Below are 24,031 nucleotides of genomic sequence, written 5' to 3' on the forward strand. Positions count from 1 at the left end.
ATTTACCTTGTCAAAAAAACTTTACGGGTAAATATTTTTTTATCTTTCGTCTGAAGGGTAAGGATATAAACTCCGCCTGGTAACCTTTGAGGAAGCTCCAGAATTTTTGATTTTACTTTGGTACGGAATACCTCTGTTCCGAAGGTGTCACTCACAAAAATTTCAGCACCCTCTAAAGAAATATTTCCACTGAAGGTAATGTTTCCGGTAGTTGGGTTAGGAGATAAGGTGAGAATGTCTTTCTCCGGAAGGGTAATCGGTTGTGTTTTGTTTGATAATGATGTTGATATGATAGATGCATTATTTTGACTGATATTATAAGAATGGTAAAGCAGGCGTATTTCACTTTCATTGAGGGCTTTATTGTAAATAATCAGCTCATCAATATCTGCCCGGTCAAGAGCAATTTTGATTTTTTTGTGATTAATTCGCTTTTCCTGTGTCCATAGGGTGCACGCTCCGTTTTCATCAATAGAGTCACCACCCAATTGCCCGTTTACATAGATGCATGCGTTATCTATATCTCCATTTGCTTTCAGGACTAAAACATAGTGGGCATATCCGCCAGGCTGGCTAATTTGTCCGCCATCAAATTCTTCACCAATCATAAGGTGTTTGGAATCCATGTGAAACTTCTCACCAAAAGCCTCTAATTTGAGATAAGGTTGTGGCTTTGTAGGGGGAAGATATTCGCCCGGATCATTAGGATCTGGAATAAGTGGGTCGCCAGGTCTTATATTAGCCCAGAATGCAACAGTAATGTCTCCGGTGTAAAGAGATTGCGGAATGTCCGGACTCTCGAGGGCATAAGGTGACGTTGTTGAGGTGAGACCTTGCTGACATGCTATATTATTTTTAAATTCAGGAAAAAGGATTGATGGATGAAGATTGAATCCGAATTTCGTACTATTGGTATTTCCATTAAAAGAAAAATAGTAAAACGGATCATAAGGAACGTTTTTACATGCATCAAGACTAAGTTCTTCCTGATATGCATAGTAGATTTTTAAGTCATCAACATAATATCCAGTGTTAGATTCGTTGATGCCATGCAGCCAGAATCTGACTCCTTTATAAGGCAATGACGTAATACATTCTATGATACCCCGATTAGGATTTTGTGGATCTACTTTAAGTTGATCGACAATTGGTTCTGCTGTTCCATCATCTTCCGTTATTGTTCGGATAAAAGTTCTGTCTTTTATAATTTGGCTGATAGGCTTATTGTCACTTCCAACACCGATCACAAGTTTAGTGAAAGTTCTGGTTGTAGGAAAAAAAAGAGTCTGCTGAATATTTCTTACGTTTCCATAAGTACTAATCGTTAATGTAGAATGGTCATTTTCATTGGGCCCAACTGCATTTTGGGGATTTTGAACACTACAGTTGTTGCAGCTTTCAGAGTAGGCAATATGTGTTTCACTGCTTGCATACACTCTGTTATCCAGCTGATAGGCATAATAGAGATTAAGTCCTCCGTTCAGATTTAATAGTCCTGCATTTAAACTTATTCTGACACGATCATAAGGTTTTGTAGTAATAAACTCTATAGTTCCTTTACTTGAATTGATGCCTGTAAGCCCGATTTTAAGCATTTCATTATTAACGATTCTATAATCGTTGTTTGAGGTATTCCCGTTAAAAGTTTCTATGGAAACACCTGCCAATAATTGAACCGATAAACCAGAAATATTGGTTCCTATACCAATTGCAACTTTCGTATGCGTTTTTACAGACGGGAAAATAAGGGTTTGTTCAATCCTTGCCCCAAGTCCCAGAGGAATTATCATGGAGGTGTAATTGCTTTCATCAGGTCCCACAATATTCTGAGGATTATCAACGGAGCAGCCGCCACATGGCCCATAAATTTGGTTGTTTTGGCTGCTTACATATACTTTTTGTGCATACAATAAGGTGTTCATTGTACACATAAAGAGAAGTAGGAGATGGGTTTTTCTTAAGATAAACCATTTTGATAAACGAATTTTCATATATTCTTGTTTTAGTTTTTATTTTTAATTTAAATTTAGCAATAATTATATTATGATGAATATTTGATTGTATTTTTTATAAATTTTTATAGTTATTGCTGCTTGAAAATAAAAAAAAGAGACTATTTCTGGAATAATCTCTTTTTCTGTAATTGTAATACAGGCAGTACGTTAGTGTTATTTGAGGCTTCCCACCATATCTTCCGGTTTTACCCATTCATCAAACTGCTCAGAAGTTAGCAGCCCAAGATTAATGGCTTCTTCTTTCAGAGTAGTTCCGTTCTTATGAGCTGTTTTTGCAATTTTTGCTGCGTTCTCATATCCGATATGTGTATTTAAAGCAGTGACAAGCATTAGAGATTTGTCAACGAGTTCTTTAATTCTTTCATAGTTTGGTTCGATACCAACCGCACAATGATCGTTGAACGAAATACAAGCATCAGCAATCAATTGAGCAGACTGAAGGAAATTATACGCCATTACCGGTTTGAAAACATTCAGTTCGTAGTTTCCTTGTGTTCCTGCAAATGAGATCGTGGTGTCATTGCCTAAAACCTGAGCACAAACCATAGTCAGAGCTTCATTTTGAGTAGGATTTACTTTTCCCGGCATGATCGAAGATCCCGGTTCATTCTCAGGAATATGAATTTCTCCGATCCCGGAACGTGGTCCTGATGCCAATAATCTGATATCCTGAGCGATTTTGAATAAGGATACAGCAAGTTGCTTCAATGCTCCATGGCTCTCTACGATTGCATCATGAGCAGCAAGTGCTTCAAACTTATTTTCAGCTGTAACCAAAGGAAGATTGGTAAACTTCGCAATGTATTCTGCTACTTTTACATCATAGCCGTTGGGTGTATTAAGTCCCGTTCCAACAGCTGTTCCTCCTAAGGCCAGCTCAGAAAGATGAGGTAATGTGTTTTTTAAAGCTCTTAAGCCAAATTCCAATTGTGCCACATACCCCGAAAACTCTTGTCCAAGAGTCAATGGAGTAGCATCCATCAGGTGTGTTCTCCCTATTTTTACAACATCTTTGAAAGCTTTTGATTTTTCAGCAAGCGTATGTTTTAGCTTCTCAACAGCAGGAATCGTTACTTCAACTACTTTTTTATAGGCGGCAATGTGCATAGCCGTAGGATAAGTATCGTTGGATGACTGAGACTTATTGACATCATCATTAGGGTGAATTTCTGATTTTTCACCTAATGTGCCGCCGTTGTTGACATGAGCTCTGTTTGAAATAACTTCATTGACATTCATGTTCGATTGAGTTCCGGAACCCGTTTGCCAGATTACCAAAGGAAACTGATCATTCAATTTTCCTTCCAGAATCTCATCACAAACTTTAGAAATCATGTCTCGTTTCTCAGCAGGAAGTACACCAAGATCTGTGTTGGTATGAGCCGCAGCTTTCTTAAGATAGGCAAATGCCTCTATAATCTCATGAGGCATAGAACCTTCGGGACCGATTTTAAAATTATTTCTGGAACGTTCCGTTTGTGCGCCCCAAAGTTTATCAGCAGGTACCTGCACCTCTCCCATGGTGTCTTTTTCTATTCTGTAATTCATTGTGATTGAAATTTTTATAAAGTTACTCATAACCGGAGAAATCCACAATTTATAATCATTATAAATATCAATGGAAATCACTGATTTTACTCATGTTTTTTACGGAAGCCGTATTTTTGCACAAACAAAAATTGAATGGACTTTAGATATCAGGATCCGTATCCGATTCAGAAAGATGATACGGTGTATAAAAAGCTTACATCAGACTATGTAAAGGTTGAAAAATTAGGTGACAGAGAAATCTTAACGGTTGATCCAAAAGGATTGGAGTTATTAGCTGAAGAAGCTATGGCGGATGTTTCTTTCATGTTGCGTTCATCTCACTTAGAGAGCCTTAAAAGAATCATTGATGATCCTGAAGCTACAGATAATGACAGATTTGTTGCGTACAACTTATTACAAAATGCTGCAGTGGCTGCAGAAGGAGCCCTTCCTTCTTGTCAGGATACTGGAACGGCAATCGTAATGGGAAAAAAAGGAGAAAATGTATATACAGGAGTAGATGATGGTGAATTCTTAAGCCGTGGAATCTACAATACCTATCAGAAAAGGAACTTAAGATATTCTCAGGTTGTTCCCTTAACGATGTTTGACGAGAAAAATTCAGGGTCAAACCTTCCTGCACAGATTGATATCTATGCTAAAAAGGGAGATTATTATGAATTTTTGTTCTTAACAAAAGGAGGAGGTTCTGCGAATAAAACATTTTTATATCAAAAGACAAAATCTTTATTGAACGAAAAATCTCTTGAAGAATTTGTCAAAGAAAGAATTTCAGATCTTGGAACAGCTGCCTGCCCACCCTATCATCTGGCGTTGGTCATCGGAGGTACTTCAGCAGAGGCAAATCTTGCAGCGGTAAAAAAAGCATCAGCAAAATATTATGATCATCTTCCGACAGAAGGTAACGAAGCCGGTCAGGCATTCAGAGATCTTGAGTGGGAAGCTAAGGTTCAGAAAATTTGCCAGGAAAGTGCTATTGGAGCACAATTTGGAGGGAAATATCTTACCCACGACGTGAGAGTGATCAGGCTCCCTCGTCATGCAGCTTCTTGCCCGGTAGGAATGGGAGTCTCTTGTTCTGCAGATAGAAATATCAAAGGGAAAATTACAAAAGAAGGTATTTTCCTTGAGCAGTTGGAACAAGATCCTAAAAGATTCTTACCAGCTACACCACCACATCTGGAAGAAGCCGTAGAAGTTGATTTGAATAAGCCAATGCCTGAGATTTTGGCTGAACTTTCGAAATACCCGATCAAAACAAGATTAAAGCTAAACGGGACACTGATTGTAGCAAGAGATATTGCTCACGCTAAGATCAAAGAAATTATCGACAGTGGAAAACCAATGCCGGAATATTTCAAAAATCACCCTATCTATTATGCAGGACCTGCAAAAACACCGGAAGGAATGGCTTCAGGAAGTTTCGGGCCTACTACAGCCGGAAGAATGGATGTATATGTTGACGAATTCCAAAGCCATGGGGGAAGCATGATTATGCTGGCAAAAGGAAACAGAAGCAAAGATGTTACCAATGCATGTAATAAATACGGAGGGTTCTACCTTGGATCTATCGGAGGGCCTGCAGCAATTCTTGCAAAAGATAATATTGTGTCTGTAGATGTTGTCGACTTTCCAGAGCTGGGAATGGAGGCCGTAAGAAAAATTGAAGTAAAAGATTTCCCAGCATTCATTATTACTGATGATAAAGGAAATGACTTCTTTGCAAATCTTGCCCATTAATCAGAATAAGAGACTGTAAGAATACGAGGTCGTAGATGACTATATTATCTTATATTTCGTGTCCCACTGCCTTAAAATCTATGTAGAATTAAAATAAATAATAAAATAGAGTGCTTATCTTTTGTGTAAAAAAGAAAAAAGCTTTATTTTTGCCTAAAATCTTTTAGAGAATGATAACGATTTTATCAGCATTTTGGCCGTTCTACCAGTTCCTTTGGACTGTATTTTTCATTACTATGTTTTTAGTAGGATTCTGGTGTATTTTTATGTTCTTCGGATTAGTTATCCCAATGTGGTTAACTGAAGGTCTGAAAGAATATTTCGGAAAAGTAAAGCCTTTCGATCCTGAAGATATCAGAAGAAAGAAAATGTATGAGCAGGAAGGAGTAGAGGTTATTTTTAACGAACCTAAAGGGAACGGACCTTTCATTCACAACGATCACGGACATCATCATTAATTGATTGTCATTGCTTTTTCACCTGAATTCTGAAAAAGTAATATCAAAGCAAAACAACATATATAAACCGCTTAAAAAATTTAAGCGGTTTTTCTATGTATTATTTCTAAGATTTTCCGGAGATACCCCAAATTTCTTTTTAAATGCGCGCGTGAAATTCTGAATATACTCATATCCGCACTCGATGGCTATCTCTTTAATCATAATGTCTTTATTGGTAATCAGCTTTCTGGCCTTCAACATTCTTAATTCTAAAATATAATGGGCAATTGTAGTATGATACTGTGCCTTAAATTCTTTTCTGATACTATTCTGATTGATTCCAATCAGTCTTCCGATTTCTTCAGCTCTGATATTTCTGTGATAATTCTCATCAATAAATCTCTTTACGGTTTCAGGTATTTTAGGGGATGATCCCACCACGCTTTTTTCATTGAATTGCTCAAAAATAAGAATGAGGAGCTTGATGACTTTGGCTTGCATAAACAATTTTCGCAGGATTCCCTCCTTAGAATAACTGATCATTTCTTTGATAATCATATGCATTTCAACAGTCATTGTAGGAGGAGTTTCTTCATGGAAAAAAATAAAGTTATTTTGAATCATATTTTCCAGTATTTGTACACCTTCTTTATTATATTCCGGGTTGATGAGGTTAAAAATATATTTGTATCTGAGTTTTATATGCAAATACTTCAATGTTTCATCATTTGTTGACCACCATTCGGTTTTGTTTTCTTCTGAGGTGTAATGAAGCAGGTATTGATTTTTTTGCAGTACAATTTTTGGACGGAGCTTATCAGGTTTCATACTGATATTTGAACTCAATAAAAAAAGCAGATTAAAACTTGATTTATTTTCAAATAGATAAGATCCTACACCCATTTCAGGTGGTACTTCCTCCTTCATGATGATTTCAATATCTGAAGATCTGAAGAATATTCCGTTTTTTTGTTGGTTCCTCATACAACACATGTTTACAGCAACGGCACAACGTACAATCAATAAAGTATCGTATAGGATAACTAAAAGTTGGGAAATGATAACCCCAGGTTAATTATGTACGGTACTTTTGCGCAAAATTAAATTAAATTTAGAATAAATAAAAATAATATTATTATATGCTTGAAAATTTATATGTTACCATACGAAAAACATGCATCACTGCAATAATTGTATTGACCGCAAATTCTGTATCTGCCCAGATAACACCACAAAACTGCAGCAATACAGATCCGGGAGGAAGCGCAGGAGATTTAGGATGCGTCAACTTTACGTATCAGGGACAACCGGTTGCGTATGCCACAGTAAGAGGTGCAGATGGAAAAATATGGCTTCAACAGAATCTTGGAAGCTCAAAGGTGGCGTCAGCAGTGGCAGATCAGGATTCATATGGTGATCTTTTTCAGTGGGGCAGATGGGATGATGGGCACCAATTGAGAAACTCTTCAGTGAGTCCTGCCCCGAGTCCCAACAACCCGGTAGGGATTACAACAGCATCATATATTGCAGGCGCTCCGGCCTGGTGGGCTGGTTTTGAGTCAACAGATACATGGACGGCCAAAGCTCCTGAAGATGCTAAAGATTATATCGGTGTAGACCCTTGCAAAGCGATTGGTTCTGATTGGAAAATGCCTTCACAGGCAGACTGGGCATCATTAATAAGTGCCGAAAATATTGTAAATCCAGCTACTGCATATAGTAGTCATCTGAAATTACCTGCAGGGGGATACAGAGGTTCAGGCAGTGGAGACTTTACATTTGTAGGACAAAGAGGATATTTCTGGAGCTCCGATACTTCCGGACTTGGAGGGAAATACCTGTATATAGGAAATATCCTGGCCAATCCTTCTGCAGGAGCATCCAGAGGACAAGGTTCTTCTGTGAGATGTATTAAAACAGAAACTGCATTAAGTACTTCAGATATTAAACTAAAAAACTTTAATCTGAGAATCTCACCAAATCCTACAAAAGGAATTCTGACCATAAAAGCAGATACCGCTATTGAAAGTGTAAGTATTATCAATACAATAGGACAGAAAATGGATGTCAAAGTATCAGATAATCGTATTGATATGACAACATTTTCTAATGGACTGTACATTGTAGAGTTAAAATTGAAAAATGGTCAGTCAGTATTTACAAAAGTTATAAAAGACTGATGTTTTTCATGATCATAATTAGTATATCTTCCGATTTTTCGGTTAAAATATAGTTCATTACAATTACTTTTATTAGAAGGCTCATGAGATTTTCATGGGTCTTTTTTATGGATATAGGGATTAAAAGTCAAGCAGGAAAATCAGAAATAAAAATAAAATAAACGAATAGTCATGACAACCCATTTTCAAGTAAGTGGCTCTGCTTTTTTTGCATATTGAAAAAAATAGTCTACTTTTGCAGTAGATTTATCAAGAAAGGTGGAGGGATTTGGCCCAATGAAACCTTAGCAACCTGCACAATTCCAGAAGTGCAAAGGTGCTAATTCCAACCCGATGGGGGAGATAAGTGAAGTCAATATTCTTATATGAATTCCATTTCTTGAAGTCTTATGTATCTGCGGAAGGTTCCGTCAGAACGTTTGTATTTAATCGGCAAGAACAAAAGATGAAAAAATTAAGCATCACTATATTACTGCTTGGAACAATTGGAGTCGCTGCTCAGGAGCAAGAGGAAAAAGGAAAACAAATCGAAGATATTATCATCGTTGGAAACCGTAATGTTAAAAGAACAAAACTGGAAACACTGGTTCCTGTCGATGTGATCAACATTGAAAAAATACAGAAAGCTTCCCCGCAAATTACCGTCCAGGATCTATTGAATTATGTGATTCCGTCATTTAATTCTGTAAGACAATCTGCTTCAGATGGTACTGAGCACATTGACCCGGTAACTTTGAGAGGAATGGGACCTGATCAGGTGCTGGTATTGGTGAATGGAAAAAGAAGACATACTACTTCTTTAGTCAATTACCAGAACACGGTTGGAAACGGATCGGTGGGAACAGATTTAAGTACCATTCCCGTTATTGCCATTGATAGAATAGAAGTACTAAGAGATGGAGCTGCAGCACAATATGGATCTGATGCTATTGCAGGAGTTATCAATATTATTCTTAAAAAAAATGCAGGCGCTTCAGCCAGCCTTACCTATGGTTTAAGTGGAAGAAATGATGGTGATACCTATCAGGCAGGTGCAAATTACGGAACTTCTTTAGGAAAAAAAGACGGCTATATCAATCTTTCTTTGCAGTTAAGTCATAGAGGAAAGACAACAAGAACTCAAAATCATGATTTAGATATCTTTGGAGATAATTTCGCCTATGCATTTGCTAAGGATCCTGAAGCGGCAAGGGCTGCAGATGATGCAAAAATTAAAGAGAGAGGATTATCCCGTGATGATTTCAATTTTCAGATCGGAGATGCTCAGATAAGACAAGGGCAATTATTTTTTAATGCTGAGTATCCTTTTAATGATCGCTTTAAAATGTATTCTTTCGGAGGATTTAGTATTAAGGAAGGAAAAGGGTATGGTTTCAGAAGGCTTCCAAGCGAAACCTCTAATGTCGTTCCTTCAATGTACCCCAATGGATTTCAGGCTGTCATAGGATCGCAGGTGTATGATGTATCCTACGCCGTGGGAGCAAAGTATGATGTGAATAATTGGTTAATTGATCTGAGCAATACTTTCGGAAGCAATACCTTCAATTACAATATAAGCAATACCAATAATGCTTCGCTGGGAGCTAAATCTCCCACAAGTTTTTATGCCGGAGCACACGAATTTCTTCAGAATACCCTCAATCTTGACGTTTCCAAAAGCATCAGTAAGTTTAATGTAGCATTCGGTGGAGAGTTCAGATTCGAGCAATATCAGATCAGACCGGGAGATGAAGCTTCTTATACCCAGTATGATATCAATGGAAATGTTGCAACTTCAGGTTCAACGGTAAGTGGTGCAGGCGGATCCCAGTCATTTATTGGTTTTTCACCTAAAAATGCGTTGAAAAAAGACAGACATTCCACAGCGGTATATGCAGATGTATCTTATGATCTTGATAAAAAGCTGAATGTTGATGCTGCCGTCCGATTTGAAAACTATTCCGATTTTGGAAATTCTTTGAATGGTAAACTTGCTTTACGCTACGAAATAGTGAAAAATTACGCCATACGAGCAGCGATAGGAACAGGTTTCAGGGCCCCCTCTCTTCAGCAGCAGTATTTCAATAATTCGTATGCCGATATTTCAACCTCCGGCTCAGGAATTGTAACTAAAGGAATTTTTAATAACGACAGTAAAGCTGCACAGGTTCTTGGATTCGATAAATTAAAACAGGAAACATCAGTGAACGGAAGCGTAGGATTTACTTTAAAACCGGCTAAAGGATTATTTATTACGTTGGATGGATATCTTATCAAGGTGAAAGATAGAATTGTGATCACAAGCAATATTACTGACCCAAGATTGTCGGATCCTGATATTGTCGGCGCGGGGAATGAAGTGGAAAGCGGAAGATTTTTTGCCAATGCCGTAGATACAGAAACGAAAGGTGTAGATCTGGTTGTATCCTATGACTGGAAACTGGACCGCGGAAATCTAAATATCAATCTTGCCGGAAATTATACAGAAACAAAAATTACAGATTTCCATTTCCCGGAAAACCTGGGAACCCCTCAAAAAGAATTTTTTGGTCCTGATCAGATCAATATTATTGAATCATTATCCCCTAAAACAAAAGCATCATTAGGATTGAACTATGGCATTGGAAAATTCAATTTTCTCGTGAGAAATACCTATTTTGGTAAAGTCATAAGAGATGGCTATCCGTTTGGAGGCATTCAGAAATTTTCATCCAAAATTGTTACAGATCTTAGTGTAGGATATGATATTACAAAAAACATCAATTTTACCGTAGGGGCCAATAATATTTTTGATGTCTTTCCTGATCTTCAGATTTATGAAAATTCATATTATGGGGTATTCAAATATGCTCCTGTTCAGATGGGAACATTAGGGAGCTATTTCTTTGGAAGACTTAACTTTAACTTTTAATCATTACATGAGTACTGCTTCACATCAGATCGGTTGGAAAACAGCAGCAGCAATTGTTGTTTCCAATATGATCGGAACAGGTATTTTTACTACATTGGGGTTTCAATTATCGGACATTACCAATACCTACAGTATTTTTCTATTGTGGATTATCGGAGGAATTCTGGCTTTGTTCGGAGCATTTTGCTATGCCGAATTAGGCTCCCATTTCAAAGGCAACGGTGGCGATTTTATTTATCTTAAAGAAACCTATCATCCACTATTTGGATACCTGATCAGCTGGATTTCCTTAATCATTGGATTTTCATCCCCTGTTGCCCTGGCAGCTTTAGCGATGTCCAAATACCTTTCCGTATTTAATTATTCCTTTGGAAATGGCTTTGCCATAGCCGCTATTTTTCTGGTAGCCGCTACCTTATCCTTTAGTTTAAAAACTTCCAGCAGGTTCCATAACTTTTTTACCTTTATCAAAATAGCTTTTATTATTGTATTGGTCATTGTAGGAGTTGGGCTTTCAGAATCACCACAAATTGGAAATAGTCTGAATTTTAGTGAGAGTTGGAAAAATGAGATCATGCTTCCGGCTTTTGCCACCTCTCTGGTTTTTGTGACCTATTCTTACACCGGTTGGAATTCAGCATCTTATATTGCCGGAGAAATAAAAGATGTGCAGAAAAGCCTCCCGAAGTCTCTGATTATAGGAACTGTTTTTGTAACTGTCAGCTATCTCCTAGTCAATTATATCATGCTGAAACATGCTCCGGTAAGTCAATTGGCCGGAAAAGAAGATGTGATGGGTGAGGCGGCTGTGAATATGCTGGGAACCAGTTTCGGAAAGATTGTTAATGTCTTTATTGCATTACAGCTTATCGCCACCATTAGTGGTTATCTGTGGGTAGGCTCAAGATTGACACAGGCGTTTGCAAAAAGTACGTACCTATGGAAACCTCTTTCAACAGGTAATAAAAAAGGAATTCCGGTGAGAGCTATTTTTGCCCATGCGGTGATTGCTACGATTATTATCCTTACGGGAAGCTTTAAAGAAATTTTTGTATACACAGCTTTTATTCTGCAATTGTTTGCCAGTCTTGCTATTTCAACGGTGTTTTTCCTGAAAAAAAAGGACAGAAGAATATTTAAATCCAATACATTTTATATTTTTCCGACAGTTTTCCTGCTCTTCAGCTTTTATATTCTCTATTTTACATTTATCCATAATCCTAAAGAAAGTGTAATAGGATTGGGAATTATTGCTGTAGGAATTATTTTGTATCTCGTAGACAGAAGACTTACTAAAGGAGTTTAGAAAAAAGCATTCATCCTGTAAAAAGATGAATTTGTAAATCCCCATATTCACCTTTTTACTATTTTACCCCTAATGCTCAAAAATTTATGCTTTACTTTTGAATTAATAATGCTTATCTTTGCACCCACAAAATTTCCACAATGTCTAAATCATTAATTCCAAAATTAGAAGCTATAAAACAAAGATATAATGAGGTTGCAGACCTTATTATACAGCCTGATGTCATTTCAGACCAAAAAAAATATTCTTCTTTGAACAAAGAATACAGTGACTTGGGGAAAATTGTTAAAGTGTATGACCAGTACAAAGGAGCATTAGATGCCATTGAGGAATCTGATGAGATTATTGCAGATGGGTCAGACAGAGATCTTGTAGATCTTGCTAAAGAAGAAAAACTGGAGGCTCAGGCTAAAATACCGGGATTGGAAGAAGAGCTGAAAGTATTGCTGATTCCTAAAGATCCTGCGGATGATAAAAATATAATTGTAGAATTACGTGCCGGAACCGGAGGTGATGAAGCTGCGATTTTCGTAGAAGATATCTACAGAATGTACACCATGTATTTCAAAACAAAAGGATGGAGACATGAAGTAACCGATTCTAATGAAGCTGCAAAAGGCTACAAAGAATTGATCATGAAAGTAGAAGGTGAAGGGGTGTACGGAATCATGAAATTCGAATCTGGAGTTCACCGTGTACAACGTGTGCCTGAAACAGAATCTCAGGGAAGAGTCCACACCTCTGCTATTACAATTGCCGTTCTGCCAGAAGCTGAAGAAGTAGATGTAGAAATCAACCCTGCAGATATTGAAATGCAGACTTCCCGTTCAGGAGGGGCCGGTGGTCAGAACGTAAACAAAGTTGAAACGAAAGTTCAGCTTACTCACAAACCTTCAGGGCTTGTGGTGGTTTGTCAACAGGCACGTTCTCAGCTGGCTAACCGTGAATTGGCAATGGAGATGCTTCGTGCTAAACTTTATGATATCAAATTGCAGGAAGTTCAGGGAGATATTGCAGCACAAAGAAAAACAATGGTTTCTACCGGAGACCGTTCTGCAAAAATCAAAACGTACAACTATCCTCAGGGAAGAGTAACGGATCACAGAATCAACAAGTCAATGTATAATCTGGATGCGTACATGAACGGAGACATTGCTGAAATGATCGATGCGGTAATCATGGCAGAGAATGCAGAGAAAATGAAGGGAGAAGAAGAAAACTACTAAAGTTTAAAAAAATATATAAGAAAGCCTCTGATTTTTCGGGGGCTTTCTTTTTCAAATCATTTAATAATATAAACTATGAAAAACTACAAAATTATTTTATTGGTATTTCTTACCATGATGGGACAGTATGTGTCGGCTCAGACAGAAGTAAAGAAACCTAAGGAGGCATTTGAACTCTTCTTTGGAACTTTTGTAAATAATGATGAAACTTCCTTAAACAAGCTGAATGATTATTTAAGACCTACCGTAGAAGGGCAGAATGCTTATCAGGTCAATTTTAAAGAAAGTTCAGAAGAGATGATGAACTCAAGTGTGGAGAATTTTCTTGGCGCTTTCCCTAAGGCAACTGCTGCGGCTTGCAAAAAAGAAGCTGAAGAATATTTCAAAGGGATGCTGGGTAATTTTAAAACCGGAAAACTTACCGTAAAAAATGTAAAAGTTGTTCCCAATGAATATGTGGAAGATCAGAAAATTGCTGAAATCACCTATTCTGTGAGCTTTCAGGTTCCTTCAAAATTAACACCTTCCCCAGCAGGAGATCTTAAGAAAGTAAAAGCTGAGGATCTTAAAAAATATTTGGTTGGAGCTGCCCAGGATTTTAAGAATGCAGACAAAACGGTGACTACAGACCAGGAGTTTACCCTTTATGAGCTTAAAGAAGGAGATAAAATATACTATTGGAACGGAAGTCCGGATCAGATTGTCACGGATCTTACCGATTTTTATTTTGATAGCTTTGGAGCGAAAGAATAATTCTAAAATGAAATATATTAAAGTCCCGGTTTTCGGGACTTTTTTTATGTCACAGACTTTACGTATTTTTGAGAAAAACCGTTCACTATGAATTTTAAACCTATGTTATTAACCGCTGGAGTTCTGTTTTCAGCGTCTTTTTATTCTCAAACAATGAATTATCCTAAAGCATTAAAAGGAAGCCAGAATGATACGTATTTCGGAAGCACGGTGGCTGATCCTTTCAGAGATCTTGAAAACGACTCTGAAGCCACTAAGCAATGGGTAGATGAAGAGGTGGCGTACAGCCAGAATTACCTTGCAAAAATTCCATTCAGAGATAAAATAAAAAATCAATTGAAGGAAATCTGGAATTATGAAAAAATTTCAGCACCTTTCAAAGAAGGGGATTATACCTATTACTCTAAAAATGATGGTCTACAGGCACAGTCTGTTTTATACAGAACCAACAATAAGACCAAGGCTACAGAAGTATTTTTAGATCCTAATAAATTCTCTGAAAAAGGGACAACTTCACTGTCTAATCTTTCTTTCAATAAAAAAGGAAACCTTGCAGCCTATTCCATTTCAGAAGGCGGAAGCGACTGGAATAAAATTATCATCATCGATGCAGTTTCCAAAAAACAGATTGATGATACACTACTGGATGTAAAATTCAGCGGCATTTCATGGCAGGGAGATGAAGGGTTCTATTACTCAAGCTATGATAAACCGAAAGAAGGGACGGTGCTTTCCGGAATGACAGATAAACATAAAGTATACTTTCATAAACTGGGAACCAAACAGTCTGAAGACAAATTGATCTTCGGTGGTGAAAAAACACCAAGAAGATATCTGAGTGCAAGTGTTTCTGAAGATCAGAGATACCTGATTATTTCAGCTGCAAATGCTACCAATGGAAATGAATTGTATATAAAAGATTTAAAGAAAGGGGGGGATTTTGTACAAATCGTAAAAGGATTTGATATCAATGCTGATATTGTAGATACAGAAGGAGATAACCTTTTCATTTCTACTGACAAAGAGGCTCCGAATATGCGTCTTGTAAAAACGACCATCGCTAATCCGGCTCCTGAGACATGGAAGGATGTGATTCCGCAGACAGAAAATGTATTGGGAATTTCTTCCGGTGGTGGATATTTCTTTGCTACCTACATGGTGGATGCTATTGATCAGGTGAAACAATTTGATAAAACAGGAAAGCTGATCAGAGAAATTGCGCTTCCGGGCAAAGGAAATATTTCAGGTTTCGGAGGAAAAGAAAAAGAAAAGGATGTGTATTATTCTTTCAGTAACTATATTACTCCGGGAACAACATTTAAATTTAATGTAGATTCAGGTAAATCCGAAGTATATCAGAAGCCGAAAGTGAAGTTTAATCCTGAGGATTATGTATCAGAACAGGTATTCTATACTTCAAAAGACGGAACAAAAGTTCCGATGATGATCAATTATAAAAAAGGAACCAAGCTTGATGGTAAAAACCCTACAATCCTTTATTCTTACGGAGGTTTCAACATCAGCTTACAGCCTTCTTTTTCCGTAGTGAATGCGATCTGGATGGAAAATGGGGGTATCTATGCTGTTCCAAATATCCGTGGTGGAGGTGAATATGGTAAAAAATGGCACGATGCCGGTACAAAACAGCAGAAGAAAAATGTTTTTGAAGACTTTATTGCAGCAGGAGAATACTTACAAAGCAAAGGCTATACATCAAAAGAATATATGGCTCTTTCAGGAAGATCAAACGGAGGATTGTTGGTAGGTGCAACAATGACCATGCGTCCGGATCTTGCAAAAGTAGCTTTCCCTGGAGTAGGGGTTCTGGATATGTTAAGATATAATAAATTTACGGCCGGAGCGGGCTGGTCATATGATTACGGAACAGCAGAAGATAGCAAAGAAATGTTTGAATATCTTAAATCTTATTCTCCGGTACATAATGTAAAAGCAGGAACCTGCTATCCATCAACAATGATTATTACCAGTGATCATGATGACAGAGTAGTGCCGGCCCATTCATTCAAATTTGGTGCAGAGCTGCAAGAAAAACAGGCATGTAAGAATCCTGTTTTATTAAGAATCGAGAAGAATGCAGGACACGGTGCCGGTAGATCAACAGATCAGGTAATCGGTGAAAATGCAGACTTGCTTTCTTTTGCGCTTTATGAAATGGGAGTTAAGCTTTAATTTTACCATATAAAATCAGGTTTATAAAAAATAAACAGATTAAATAAATGACATGAAGGCCGGACATTTGTTCGGCCTTTTTATATATTAAAATGCAGACAATGTAATCGTTAACGGAAGTTTCGTGTTTCGTTCAAAAAAATTAACTTTACGGAGACAAAAATTATTGGAATGCGAAAGACAATTTCTGTGAAAACACCGGATTTTAATATATTACCTCAGGAAAGAGAGATATACAACTTTGAAAAAGACGGACTGGAGCTTAAATCATCTTATGAAAAACAAGATGTGAAAAATGAATCATTAACCCAGACTTCTCCAGGAATTGAACCTTACCTGAGAGGGCCGTATTCCACCATGTATGTTCAAAAACCCTGGACGATCAGACAGTACGCAGGGTTTTCGACAGCAGAAGAATCTAATGCTTTTTACAGAAGAAACCTTGCTGCAGGGCAAAAAGGTCTTTCAGTAGCTTTTGACCTTGCTACACACAGAGGATATGATTCAGATCACTCAAGAGTAGTAGGTGACGTTGGAAAAGCAGGAGTAGCCATTGATTCCGTTGAAGATATGAAGATCCTTTTCAACGAAATTCCATTGGATCAGATTTCTGTTTCCATGACGATGAATGGAGCGGTACTTCCGATTCTGTCTTTCTACATTGTGGCTGCCGAAGAACAGGGAGTAAAACAGGAATTGCTTTCCGGAACCATCCAGAATGATATTCTTAAGGAGTTCATGGTAAGAAATACCTACATCTATCCGCCGGCACCTTCCATGAAGATTATTGCAGATATTTTTGAATATACTTCTCAGAACATTCCGAAATTCAACTCCATTTCCATTTCAGGATACCATATGCAGGAAGCAGGAGCCACTCCCGTATTGGAAATGGCATACACACTGGCAGATGGTCTTGAATACGTAAGAACAGGAATTAAAGCAGGCATGAATGTAGATGATTTCGCTCCCCGACTTTCATTCTTCTGGGCGATTGGAATGAATCATTTCATGGAAATTGCTAAAATGCGGGCTGCAAGATATATCTGGGCGACTCTTTTAAAACAGTTTAATCCTCAGAATCCTAAATCGTTAGCATTAAGAACCCATTCACAGACTTCCGGTTGGTCACTCACAGAACAGGAACCTTTCAATAATATTACAAGAACAGCCATTGAAGCCTTATCTTCAGCATTAGGCGGAACACAGTCCCTGCATACCAACGCATTGGATGAAGCGATCGCCCTGCCTACAGACTACTCCGCAAAAATTGCCAGAAATACCCAGATTATCCTACAACAGGAAAGCGGGATATGTGATGTGGTAGATCCAATGGGAGGAAGCAATCTGGTGGAAAGCCTTACCCAGCAAATGATTGAAGAAGCCATGAAATATATCGATGAGGTAGAACAGGAAGGAGGAATGACCAAAGCCATTGAAGCGGGAATCCCTAAAATGAGAATCGAAGAAGCGGCTGCTAAAAAACAAGCGAAGATTGACAGTGGAGAAGAATTTATCATCGGAGTCAATTCATTCAGGTCATCATTAAAGCAAGATGCCATTGAAATTCTGGACATCGATAACACAGAAGTTCGCAGAAAACAGATTGAAAGACTGGAATCCATCAAAGCCGAAAGAAATCCTGAAGCTGTTGCACAAATCTTAAATGATATCCGTGAAAGTGCTAAAACAGGAAAAGGAAACCTGTTGGCATTATGTATAGAAGCCGCAAGAAGAAGAGTTACCCTTGGCGAAATGAGTGATGCCATGGAAGAAACCTTCGGAAGATATAAAGCCAATATTAAAACAATTTCTGGAGTATATGCTATGAACGCAGGTAAAAACGAATACTTTGAAAAAGCCCTTAATCTGACTCAGAAATTTGAAGAAGAAGAAGGGCGCCGCCCAAGGATTATGGTCGCTAAAATGGGCCAGGATGGGCACGACAGAGGAGCTAAAGTGGTAGCTACCGCATTTGCCGATATGGGATTCGACGTAGACGTTGCTCCATTGTTCCAGACTCCTGAAGAAGTAGCAAAGCAGGCGGTAGAAAATGATATTCACATTCTGGGAGTATCTTCACTGGCTGCAGGACACAAAACACTGGTTCCTCAGGTAGTAGGAGAACTTAAGAAACTGGGAGCTGATGATGTTGCCATTGTTGTAGGAGGGGTTATTCCTCAACAGGACTACGAATTCCTGTTTGCAAATGGTGCCGACTTTATCTTCGGTCCGGGAACCAACCTTCCGAAATGCGCGGTTGAAATTTTAGAGAGATTATTAGCCCAGTCTTCCGATCAGTAGGACTGGCAATACCATAAAAAAGCTGCTTCAATTACGAAGCAGCTTTTTTTATTTCTTGATTTCTATTATTTTGCCGTCATCCGAAATCTGGTAATACGCTTTCGTGATGCTTTGGCTTTCCCCATCTAAGGTATGATCCGTAGTGACAGTCACCTTACCGCTTTTACTGATTTCATAACTGCTGAATTCTTCCTTCTTATCATCCTTTCCGGGATCAAACCAAATACCTTCTACATAAGCTTCACCAATGATGCTGTTTTTCACTACAGTAAGCAGATAGTACCGGTAATCAAAATCACCACAATCCATCGGAACGAGAATAAGCTCCATCCCTTTATATTGCGTTAACGGAAAATATCTGAACTTGGGCTCTCCACAGGTATATTGTTCTGAACCTTCCGGTAAGAAATCAGTTTCCATAAATTTGACATCTACCCTGGGAAGGCTTTCAAGAGGAAAACTGTATTTCCCCTTTTTTAAGCCGGATTCTTCCTGTGAAGGCTCGTTCGTTGCTTTTCTCCATTTTTCGATAGATATATAATCTCCCGAAACAGATTCCATAATTTCCAGCTGATCACATTCATTGGCGGAAGCACGAAAGATGTGATAGGTTTCAAAACGATCCGGTCCGTTATATCCTGCAGAAATAGAGTAGTTCCAGATACCATTAACCTTTGTACTGTCTACTAAAAAAGCAATGCCACTTTTCCCGTTAGTCAGAGAATCCAGAAATTTAGCCTGCTCCTTCATTTCATCAAGATCAAGGATTTTTTTAGTGAAATCGGTGGAATAACAAGCCTTGTCCAACACCTTTACCTCTTCTTTTTTTACAGGTTCTTCTTTCTTACATCCGATCAACAATAACGGAAGTAAGCCTAACAAAAGTTTATGCATGAAATTAATTTTTTCACAAAAATAAGATTTAAAAAATTGAACATTTAAAAATTAATTATATATTTGCACCTGAAAATCAAGTTTAACCATTTAAAAACAACGAAGCAATGTTCAGAAATAAACAGAATTCTACAGTTGGATTGCCACTTTTCGTGGTGAGGCTTCGTGGTTTGGTACACTCTTAGAATAATAGTACAAAGAAATATCACAACCCGAAGTCGTAGAGATTTCGGGTTTTTTATTGCGCAATATTTCAAACTTAAGTTTCCCCGAAATCTTTTAGTGTCGTTAAAGGACAAAAATAGAATGAGATTCCAATCTCAAAACTATACATGTCCATCAGTGTCAATATATCAACTAATGTTTTAGTTGAATAAAGGAAAAGATACAAAACAGATCCTTAATTACGGATCTTGTATCTGATATCCTGTGTCTTAACATGGAAAATGATCACCTTCTGTCCTATCGCTTAAGAAGTTTGAGAAGCAGAAAAAGAACAAAAAGAAAAGATGTAGAAAAACAGATCAGAAAAAAGTATAATCGTAGTAAAGAACTTTGGAAAATAAAAAGAAATACTCCACTGATTCCTTTAGATAATCCTTATCAGAGGGGATTTGTAAGATTCTTTGTCGTCAGGGATGACGTCATGAGATCAAAAGATGGAGAATTTTTTGAAGAAATTCTAAAGAAAATCAATACCTGGATGTATTCCGAAAGCCGTCAGTTTCTCAAAAAGAAAAGGAAATTCGGGAGGAGAATATATGTCGAAAAAGAACAAAAGCTCAAGACGATCTCTTCCTGGTCCTGGAATGATCCGAAATTCGGACTTACAGCAAGGGAAAGACAATATTTCCTGAAATATGAAGAATACTGCCCTTATCGGAAATGCAACGAAGCATACTACGAATTTACTGAACCATGGAGGTTTACCTTAAGGATAAGACCCAATATGATTACCCATTACAAGCCAATAGATTTCGAACTGGAAAAAGAACTTGCAGAGCTGGAGTCTTGTTTAGAGCAGCATAAAACAGTAGGGGTTATCAACAAAAAAATCTATGGTAAATCATACAAATGGAGATCAAAAAAAGAAGATATACATCTTGTCAAAAGCGGGAAATATTATACCTGCGCCCTCTCTGCAAAAGAAATTGCAGAAAACTTTCAGGACCTGTAAGTCCAACTATTATTTAAAACCAAAACAATGGGAAATTTAAAACTAAAAGGAAAAGATATATTAAAACTGGGCTATCCAAACAATCAAAGTGTAAACGTTGCTTTGGAAGTCATGAAAAGAAATTTTGCAACCAAAAATATCCATCACGTAAAATCTATTTTAAAAGAAATCCTGATTCATCCGGAGAATTTTGAAAAAGATTTGACCTTCGGACAGATCGCAGAAACATTGCTTTCTTCAAAAAAGACAGAAAAAAGAATGCTGAATTCGCAGCGCGCCTCTTTTCAGATCTTTGGAAACAATATTTCAGAAGAAGCAAAAAACCAACTGTACACCGCACTGAAACTGCCGATTTCTACGCAAGGAGCTTTAATGCCTGATGCTCACAGCGGGTATGGGCTTCCTATCGGAGGAGTACTTGCCGTAGAAAATGCAGTAATCCCTTATGGAGTGGGGATGGACATCGGTTGCAGAATGAGCCTCAGTATTTTGGATACACCGGTTTCATATCTCAACGGAGCAAGGGATAAATATGAAAAAGCCCTTGCAGAACATACAAAATTCGGAATGTATGAGACCCATAAGTCTCACATAGACCATGAGATCTTCGACAGAGATACCTTTGATCACATTCCAGTTTTAAGAAGATTAAAAGGCAAAGCCATTAAGCAAATGGGATCTTCCGGTGGTGGAAATCACTTCGTAGAATTCGGGGAAGTAGAAATCACCGAAGAAGATGAGCAGATCGGTCTGCCCATAGGAAAATATCTGGGAATACTTTCTCACAGCGGTTCCAGAGGGCTGGGAGCTGAGATTGCCCAGTATTACTCAAGGGTAGCGGCAGACCAATGTCCTCTCCCCAAGGAAGCACAACAGTTTGCCTGGCTTGACCTGAGTACACATCTCGGGTTGGAATACTGGACTGCTATGAACCTTGCCGGAGATTATGCTTCCGCTTGTCATGACGATATACACAGGAGATTGGTGAAAGCCGTCGGTGGTAGGGTGAAAGCCAGAATTGAGAACCATCACAATTTTGCATGGAAGGAAATTCACAACGGAAAAGAAGTCATTGTTCACAGAAAAGGAGCCACTCCGGCCAATCAAAATGAATTGGGGATGATTCCCGGATCCATGACCGAAAAAGGATTTATTGTCCGCGGAAAAGGAAACCCTGATTCTTTGAATTCTGCTTCACACGGTGCAGGAAGAGCTCATTCAAGAGGAGAATGCAGAAGCCTTTTTACCCAAAACGATATCAAAAAAGAGTTAAAGCTCAAGAACGTTACCTTAATGGGAGGAAATGCAGAAGAAGCACCAATGGCCTATAAAAACATCCATGAAGTGATGAACGCACAAAGCGAACTGGTAGACATTCTGGGAACATTTCAACCGAGAATTGTAAGAATGGACCGATAGCTTGTTGTGTATACAGGAGCTTAATCCCGCTTTCCGCACTCGCTATTTTTCGTTTTGCAAAAAGAAAAATGAGCTCAGACAATCGCTGCAATCGGGGCTAACCTAACAGGTTTCTGAAACCTGTTAGGTTTTAATAACAATAGAAAAGAAAGGTAATATCAGTAATCAATCTTTATCACCTTAAAAAACAAAACAATGGGAGCACCACATAACATAAAAAGATATGGAGAGCTTTGGCCGGAATTCAGAATCCGCCTGGGTCTTGACATATTAAATATACTCAAAAATAAAGTCATTATATCAGGAGGATGGGCCTGGCATTTTATGTCAGAACCCGGGCACACAGAATACAAACATGCCCATGATCACAAGGATATTGATGTTTTTGTAAAAAAGGAAAACGTAGCTGAGGTCGTAATGATCCTGCAAAACGAAGGGTTTCAGAAAGTATGGACCCGGTATGATCATTTACCAAGTCAGGAAAACTTCCGCAGGTATGAGAAAACAGTAGAACTGGAAAACGAAAAATTTTATAGGATTACTATCGATTTCTTTGAAAGAGATGATCTGAAAACGGTAAAATCCAATGGATTCACTGTCGTTGAGCCGGAGCTGCTGCTCTCCTTTTATAGAAATATCCATTCCAGTGACAAATGCTGGGCAGTAATGGCTGCAAAAGATTTATTACAAAAGCGAATTGATCCTTTGGGACATCCAAAATTAAGTGAAATACCTAAATAAAATGGAAAAATTAATACAGATAACTTCCGGAAGAGGACCTTTAGAATGCCAATGGGTAGTTGCTAAAGTATTGAAAACGTTTCTTGAAGAAGCAACACAAAATAATATAAAGTATGAAATCATCCATCGTGAAAACGGTGATGAAAACCTGACATTGAAATCGGTCACTGTTCTTTTAAAAGGAAAAGAGCTGCCGGTGTTTTTAAAAAACTGGCTGGGAAGTATTTGCTGGGTTGGGAAAAGTACTTTCAGAAAACTACACAAAAGAAGCAACTGGTTTATCGGTGTCTTTGAATTAGAGAACCCGGAAAAAGTAGACTTCAGGGAAAGAGACATTAAGTTCCAGACGACAAGAAGCCAGGGAAGCGGAGGCCAGAATGTAAATAAAGTCAATACAGCTGTCCGGGCTACCCATATCCCAAGTAAAGAGTCTGTATTTGTGCAGGACTCAAGATCACAATTGGAGAATAAAAAGCTGTCTGTCATTCGGTTGAAAGAAAAAGTAATGGCAATGTATATTCAACAACTGGAAAAGAAAATGAAAGAAACCTGGACACTTCAGATACAAGTGCAACGTGGAAATCCGATACGGATATTTTCCGGAACAGATTTTAAAAAAAATTATGAAGACAAATCCTTTAAAAAGAAAAGGAGCACTCTAAAAAATGAATTAAAAAAGTACAGCAATGACCTTAACTAAAAATAAATACTACTTTGAGGCCTTAGATTATTTTCCTCATAACCTTTCAGAATGTATGGATGCTTTAAACTATGCGTTATCCTATGAACCTGAGGATGCAGACAGTCTTTGTCTCATGGGCAGAGTCTACACAGAAATTGTCAGGGATTATGAGGCTGCAAAAAACTATTTTGAAGCGGCCATGCAGTCGAATATTGCCAATATAAATACTCCAAGATATTATATTGAATGCCTTATGAATAACGAAGATTACCATGAAGCAGAAAAACTAATTGCTTTCGCCTTGAAAATGAAAGGGATCGATAAAGCAGATATTCTTTATTGTAATGCCCTTTTATATGAAAGAAAAGAAGAATACAATAAAGCGATCGAACACCTGAAAACAGCGAAAAGATTCAGTTATTGCAGAAGTATGACAGATACGCTCAATGATCGGGAAAAATTTATCAGAGAGAAAATGCCTGAAAGAAGAAAAAAAGTGGAGACTGTATAAGTCTTCATTTTT

At 37.9% G+C, this 24,031-nt stretch carries 18 protein-coding genes and 1 riboswitch; of the genes, 14 read left to right on the top strand and 4 right to left on the bottom strand.

Translation table 11 applies throughout. The features are described 5' to 3' along the window. Window positions 1-2: 2 nt before the first annotated feature. Together C1631_RS19300 and fumC are read right to left on the bottom strand one after the other, a co-directional pair. A complete protein-coding gene (locus C1631_RS19300) occupies window positions 3-1,991 on the bottom strand; it encodes a T9SS type A sorting domain-containing protein (RefSeq protein WP_103247055.1) in 1,989 nt (662 codons plus the stop codon). Between the two features lie 177 nt (window positions 1,992-2,168). Beyond that, complete coding sequence (fumC, locus tag C1631_RS19305; RefSeq protein WP_103246561.1) at window positions 2,169-3,563, bottom strand: class II fumarate hydratase; 1,395 nt, start codon at window positions 3,561-3,563, stop codon at window positions 2,169-2,171. A gap of 135 nt (window positions 3,564-3,698) precedes the next feature. Between fumC and C1631_RS19310 the strand changes: the two genes are divergently transcribed. Both C1631_RS19310 and C1631_RS19315 read left to right on the top strand, forming a co-directional pair. Next, window positions 3,699-5,306 (top strand): fumarate hydratase, encoded by a 1,608-nt coding sequence (locus C1631_RS19310; RefSeq protein WP_109713768.1) that lies wholly within the window; start codon window positions 3,699-3,701, stop codon window positions 5,304-5,306. A 170-nt stretch (window positions 5,307-5,476) separates the two neighbouring features. After that, window positions 5,477-5,764: a hypothetical protein gene (locus C1631_RS19315; RefSeq protein WP_185144683.1), complete on the top strand. Its 288-nt coding sequence runs from the start codon at window positions 5,477-5,479 to the stop codon at window positions 5,762-5,764. Window positions 5,765-5,857: 93 nt separating this feature from the next. Here the strand turns inward: C1631_RS19315 and C1631_RS19320 are convergent, their stop codons facing one another. Continuing rightward, window positions 5,858-6,730 (bottom strand): helix-turn-helix transcriptional regulator, encoded by an 873-nt coding sequence (locus C1631_RS19320; protein WP_165828343.1) that lies wholly within the window; start codon window positions 6,728-6,730, stop codon window positions 5,858-5,860. Window positions 6,731-6,885: 155 nt separating this feature from the next. Here C1631_RS19320 and C1631_RS19325 point away from each other — a divergent pair, with 155 nt between their 5' ends. The 7 genes from C1631_RS19325 (at window position 6,886) to scpA (ending at window position 18,595) form a co-directional block, all read left to right on the top strand. Next, a complete protein-coding gene (locus tag C1631_RS19325) occupies window positions 6,886-7,926 on the top strand; it encodes a T9SS type A sorting domain-containing protein (protein WP_109713770.1) in 1,041 nt (346 codons plus the stop codon). Window positions 7,927-8,169: 243 nt separating this feature from the next. After that, window positions 8,170-8,275, top strand: a riboswitch (SAM riboswitch). Window positions 8,276-8,371: 96 nt separating this feature from the next. Beyond that, window positions 8,372-10,816 carry a TonB-dependent receptor plug domain-containing protein gene (locus C1631_RS19330; RefSeq protein ID WP_103246558.1) on the top strand — a complete coding sequence of 815 codons (2,445 nt, stop codon included), beginning with the start codon at window positions 8,372-8,374 and terminating at the stop codon, window positions 10,814-10,816. Between the two features lie 7 nt (window positions 10,817-10,823). After that, window positions 10,824-12,122 carry an APC family permease gene (locus C1631_RS19335; RefSeq protein ID WP_103246557.1) on the top strand — a complete coding sequence of 433 codons (1,299 nt, stop codon included), beginning with the start codon at window positions 10,824-10,826 and terminating at the stop codon, window positions 12,120-12,122. A 140-nt stretch (window positions 12,123-12,262) separates the two neighbouring features. Beyond that, window positions 12,263-13,348: a peptide chain release factor 1 gene (gene prfA, locus C1631_RS19340; protein ID WP_109713772.1), complete on the top strand. Its 1,086-nt coding sequence runs from the start codon at window positions 12,263-12,265 to the stop codon at window positions 13,346-13,348. Window positions 13,349-13,423: 75 nt separating this feature from the next. Next, window positions 13,424-14,101, top strand: coding sequence for a hypothetical protein (locus C1631_RS19345; protein WP_109713774.1), 678 nt, complete (start codon window positions 13,424-13,426; stop codon window positions 14,099-14,101). Between the two features lie 87 nt (window positions 14,102-14,188). Further along, window positions 14,189-16,291 carry a prolyl oligopeptidase family serine peptidase gene (locus C1631_RS19350; RefSeq protein WP_109713776.1) on the top strand — a complete coding sequence of 701 codons (2,103 nt, stop codon included), beginning with the start codon at window positions 14,189-14,191 and terminating at the stop codon, window positions 16,289-16,291. Between the two features lie 171 nt (window positions 16,292-16,462). Next, a complete protein-coding gene (gene scpA / locus C1631_RS19355; protein WP_103246553.1) occupies window positions 16,463-18,595 on the top strand; it encodes a methylmalonyl-CoA mutase in 2,133 nt (710 codons plus the stop codon). Window positions 18,596-18,643: 48 nt separating this feature from the next. Here scpA and C1631_RS19360 read toward each other — a convergent pair whose 3' ends face one another. After that, window positions 18,644-19,489, bottom strand: coding sequence for a hypothetical protein (locus tag C1631_RS19360; protein WP_103246552.1), 846 nt, complete (start codon window positions 19,487-19,489; stop codon window positions 18,644-18,646). A gap of 439 nt (window positions 19,490-19,928) precedes the next feature. On the opposite strand from C1631_RS19360, the gene C1631_RS19365 reads away from it, so the two are divergent. The 5 genes from C1631_RS19365 to C1631_RS19385 all read left to right on the top strand — a co-directional run bounded on the left by C1631_RS19365 (window position 19,929) and on the right by C1631_RS19385 (window position 24,019). Beyond that, entirely contained in the window at window positions 19,929-20,666 is a 738-nt protein-coding gene (locus C1631_RS19365; protein ID WP_109713778.1) for a hypothetical protein, read from the top strand. 27 nt (window positions 20,667-20,693) lie between these two features. Continuing rightward, window positions 20,694-22,085: an RtcB family protein gene (locus tag C1631_RS19370; RefSeq protein WP_103246550.1), complete on the top strand. Its 1,392-nt coding sequence runs from the start codon at window positions 20,694-20,696 to the stop codon at window positions 22,083-22,085. A gap of 195 nt (window positions 22,086-22,280) precedes the next feature. Beyond that, window positions 22,281-22,826, top strand: a complete 546-nt coding sequence (locus tag C1631_RS19375; RefSeq protein WP_103246549.1) for a nucleotidyltransferase family protein — start codon at window positions 22,281-22,283, stop codon at window positions 22,824-22,826. Window position 22,827: 1 nt separating this feature from the next. Next, entirely contained in the window at window positions 22,828-23,526 is a 699-nt protein-coding gene (prfH, locus tag C1631_RS19380) for a peptide chain release factor H (RefSeq protein WP_109713780.1), read from the top strand. Then, the gene (locus C1631_RS19385) at window positions 23,513-24,019 is read left to right on the top strand and encodes a tetratricopeptide repeat protein (protein ID WP_103246547.1); all 507 of its coding nucleotides are present in this window, start codon (window positions 23,513-23,515) and stop codon (window positions 24,017-24,019) included. Before prfH ends, C1631_RS19385 begins: the two co-directional genes overlap by 14 nt. Window positions 24,020-24,031: the final 12 nt, after the last annotated feature.

Origin of the sequence: Chryseobacterium phosphatilyticum (genome assembly GCF_002899825.2) — a bacterium.
GTDB lineage: Bacteria > Bacteroidota > Bacteroidia > Flavobacteriales > Weeksellaceae > Chryseobacterium > Chryseobacterium phosphatilyticum.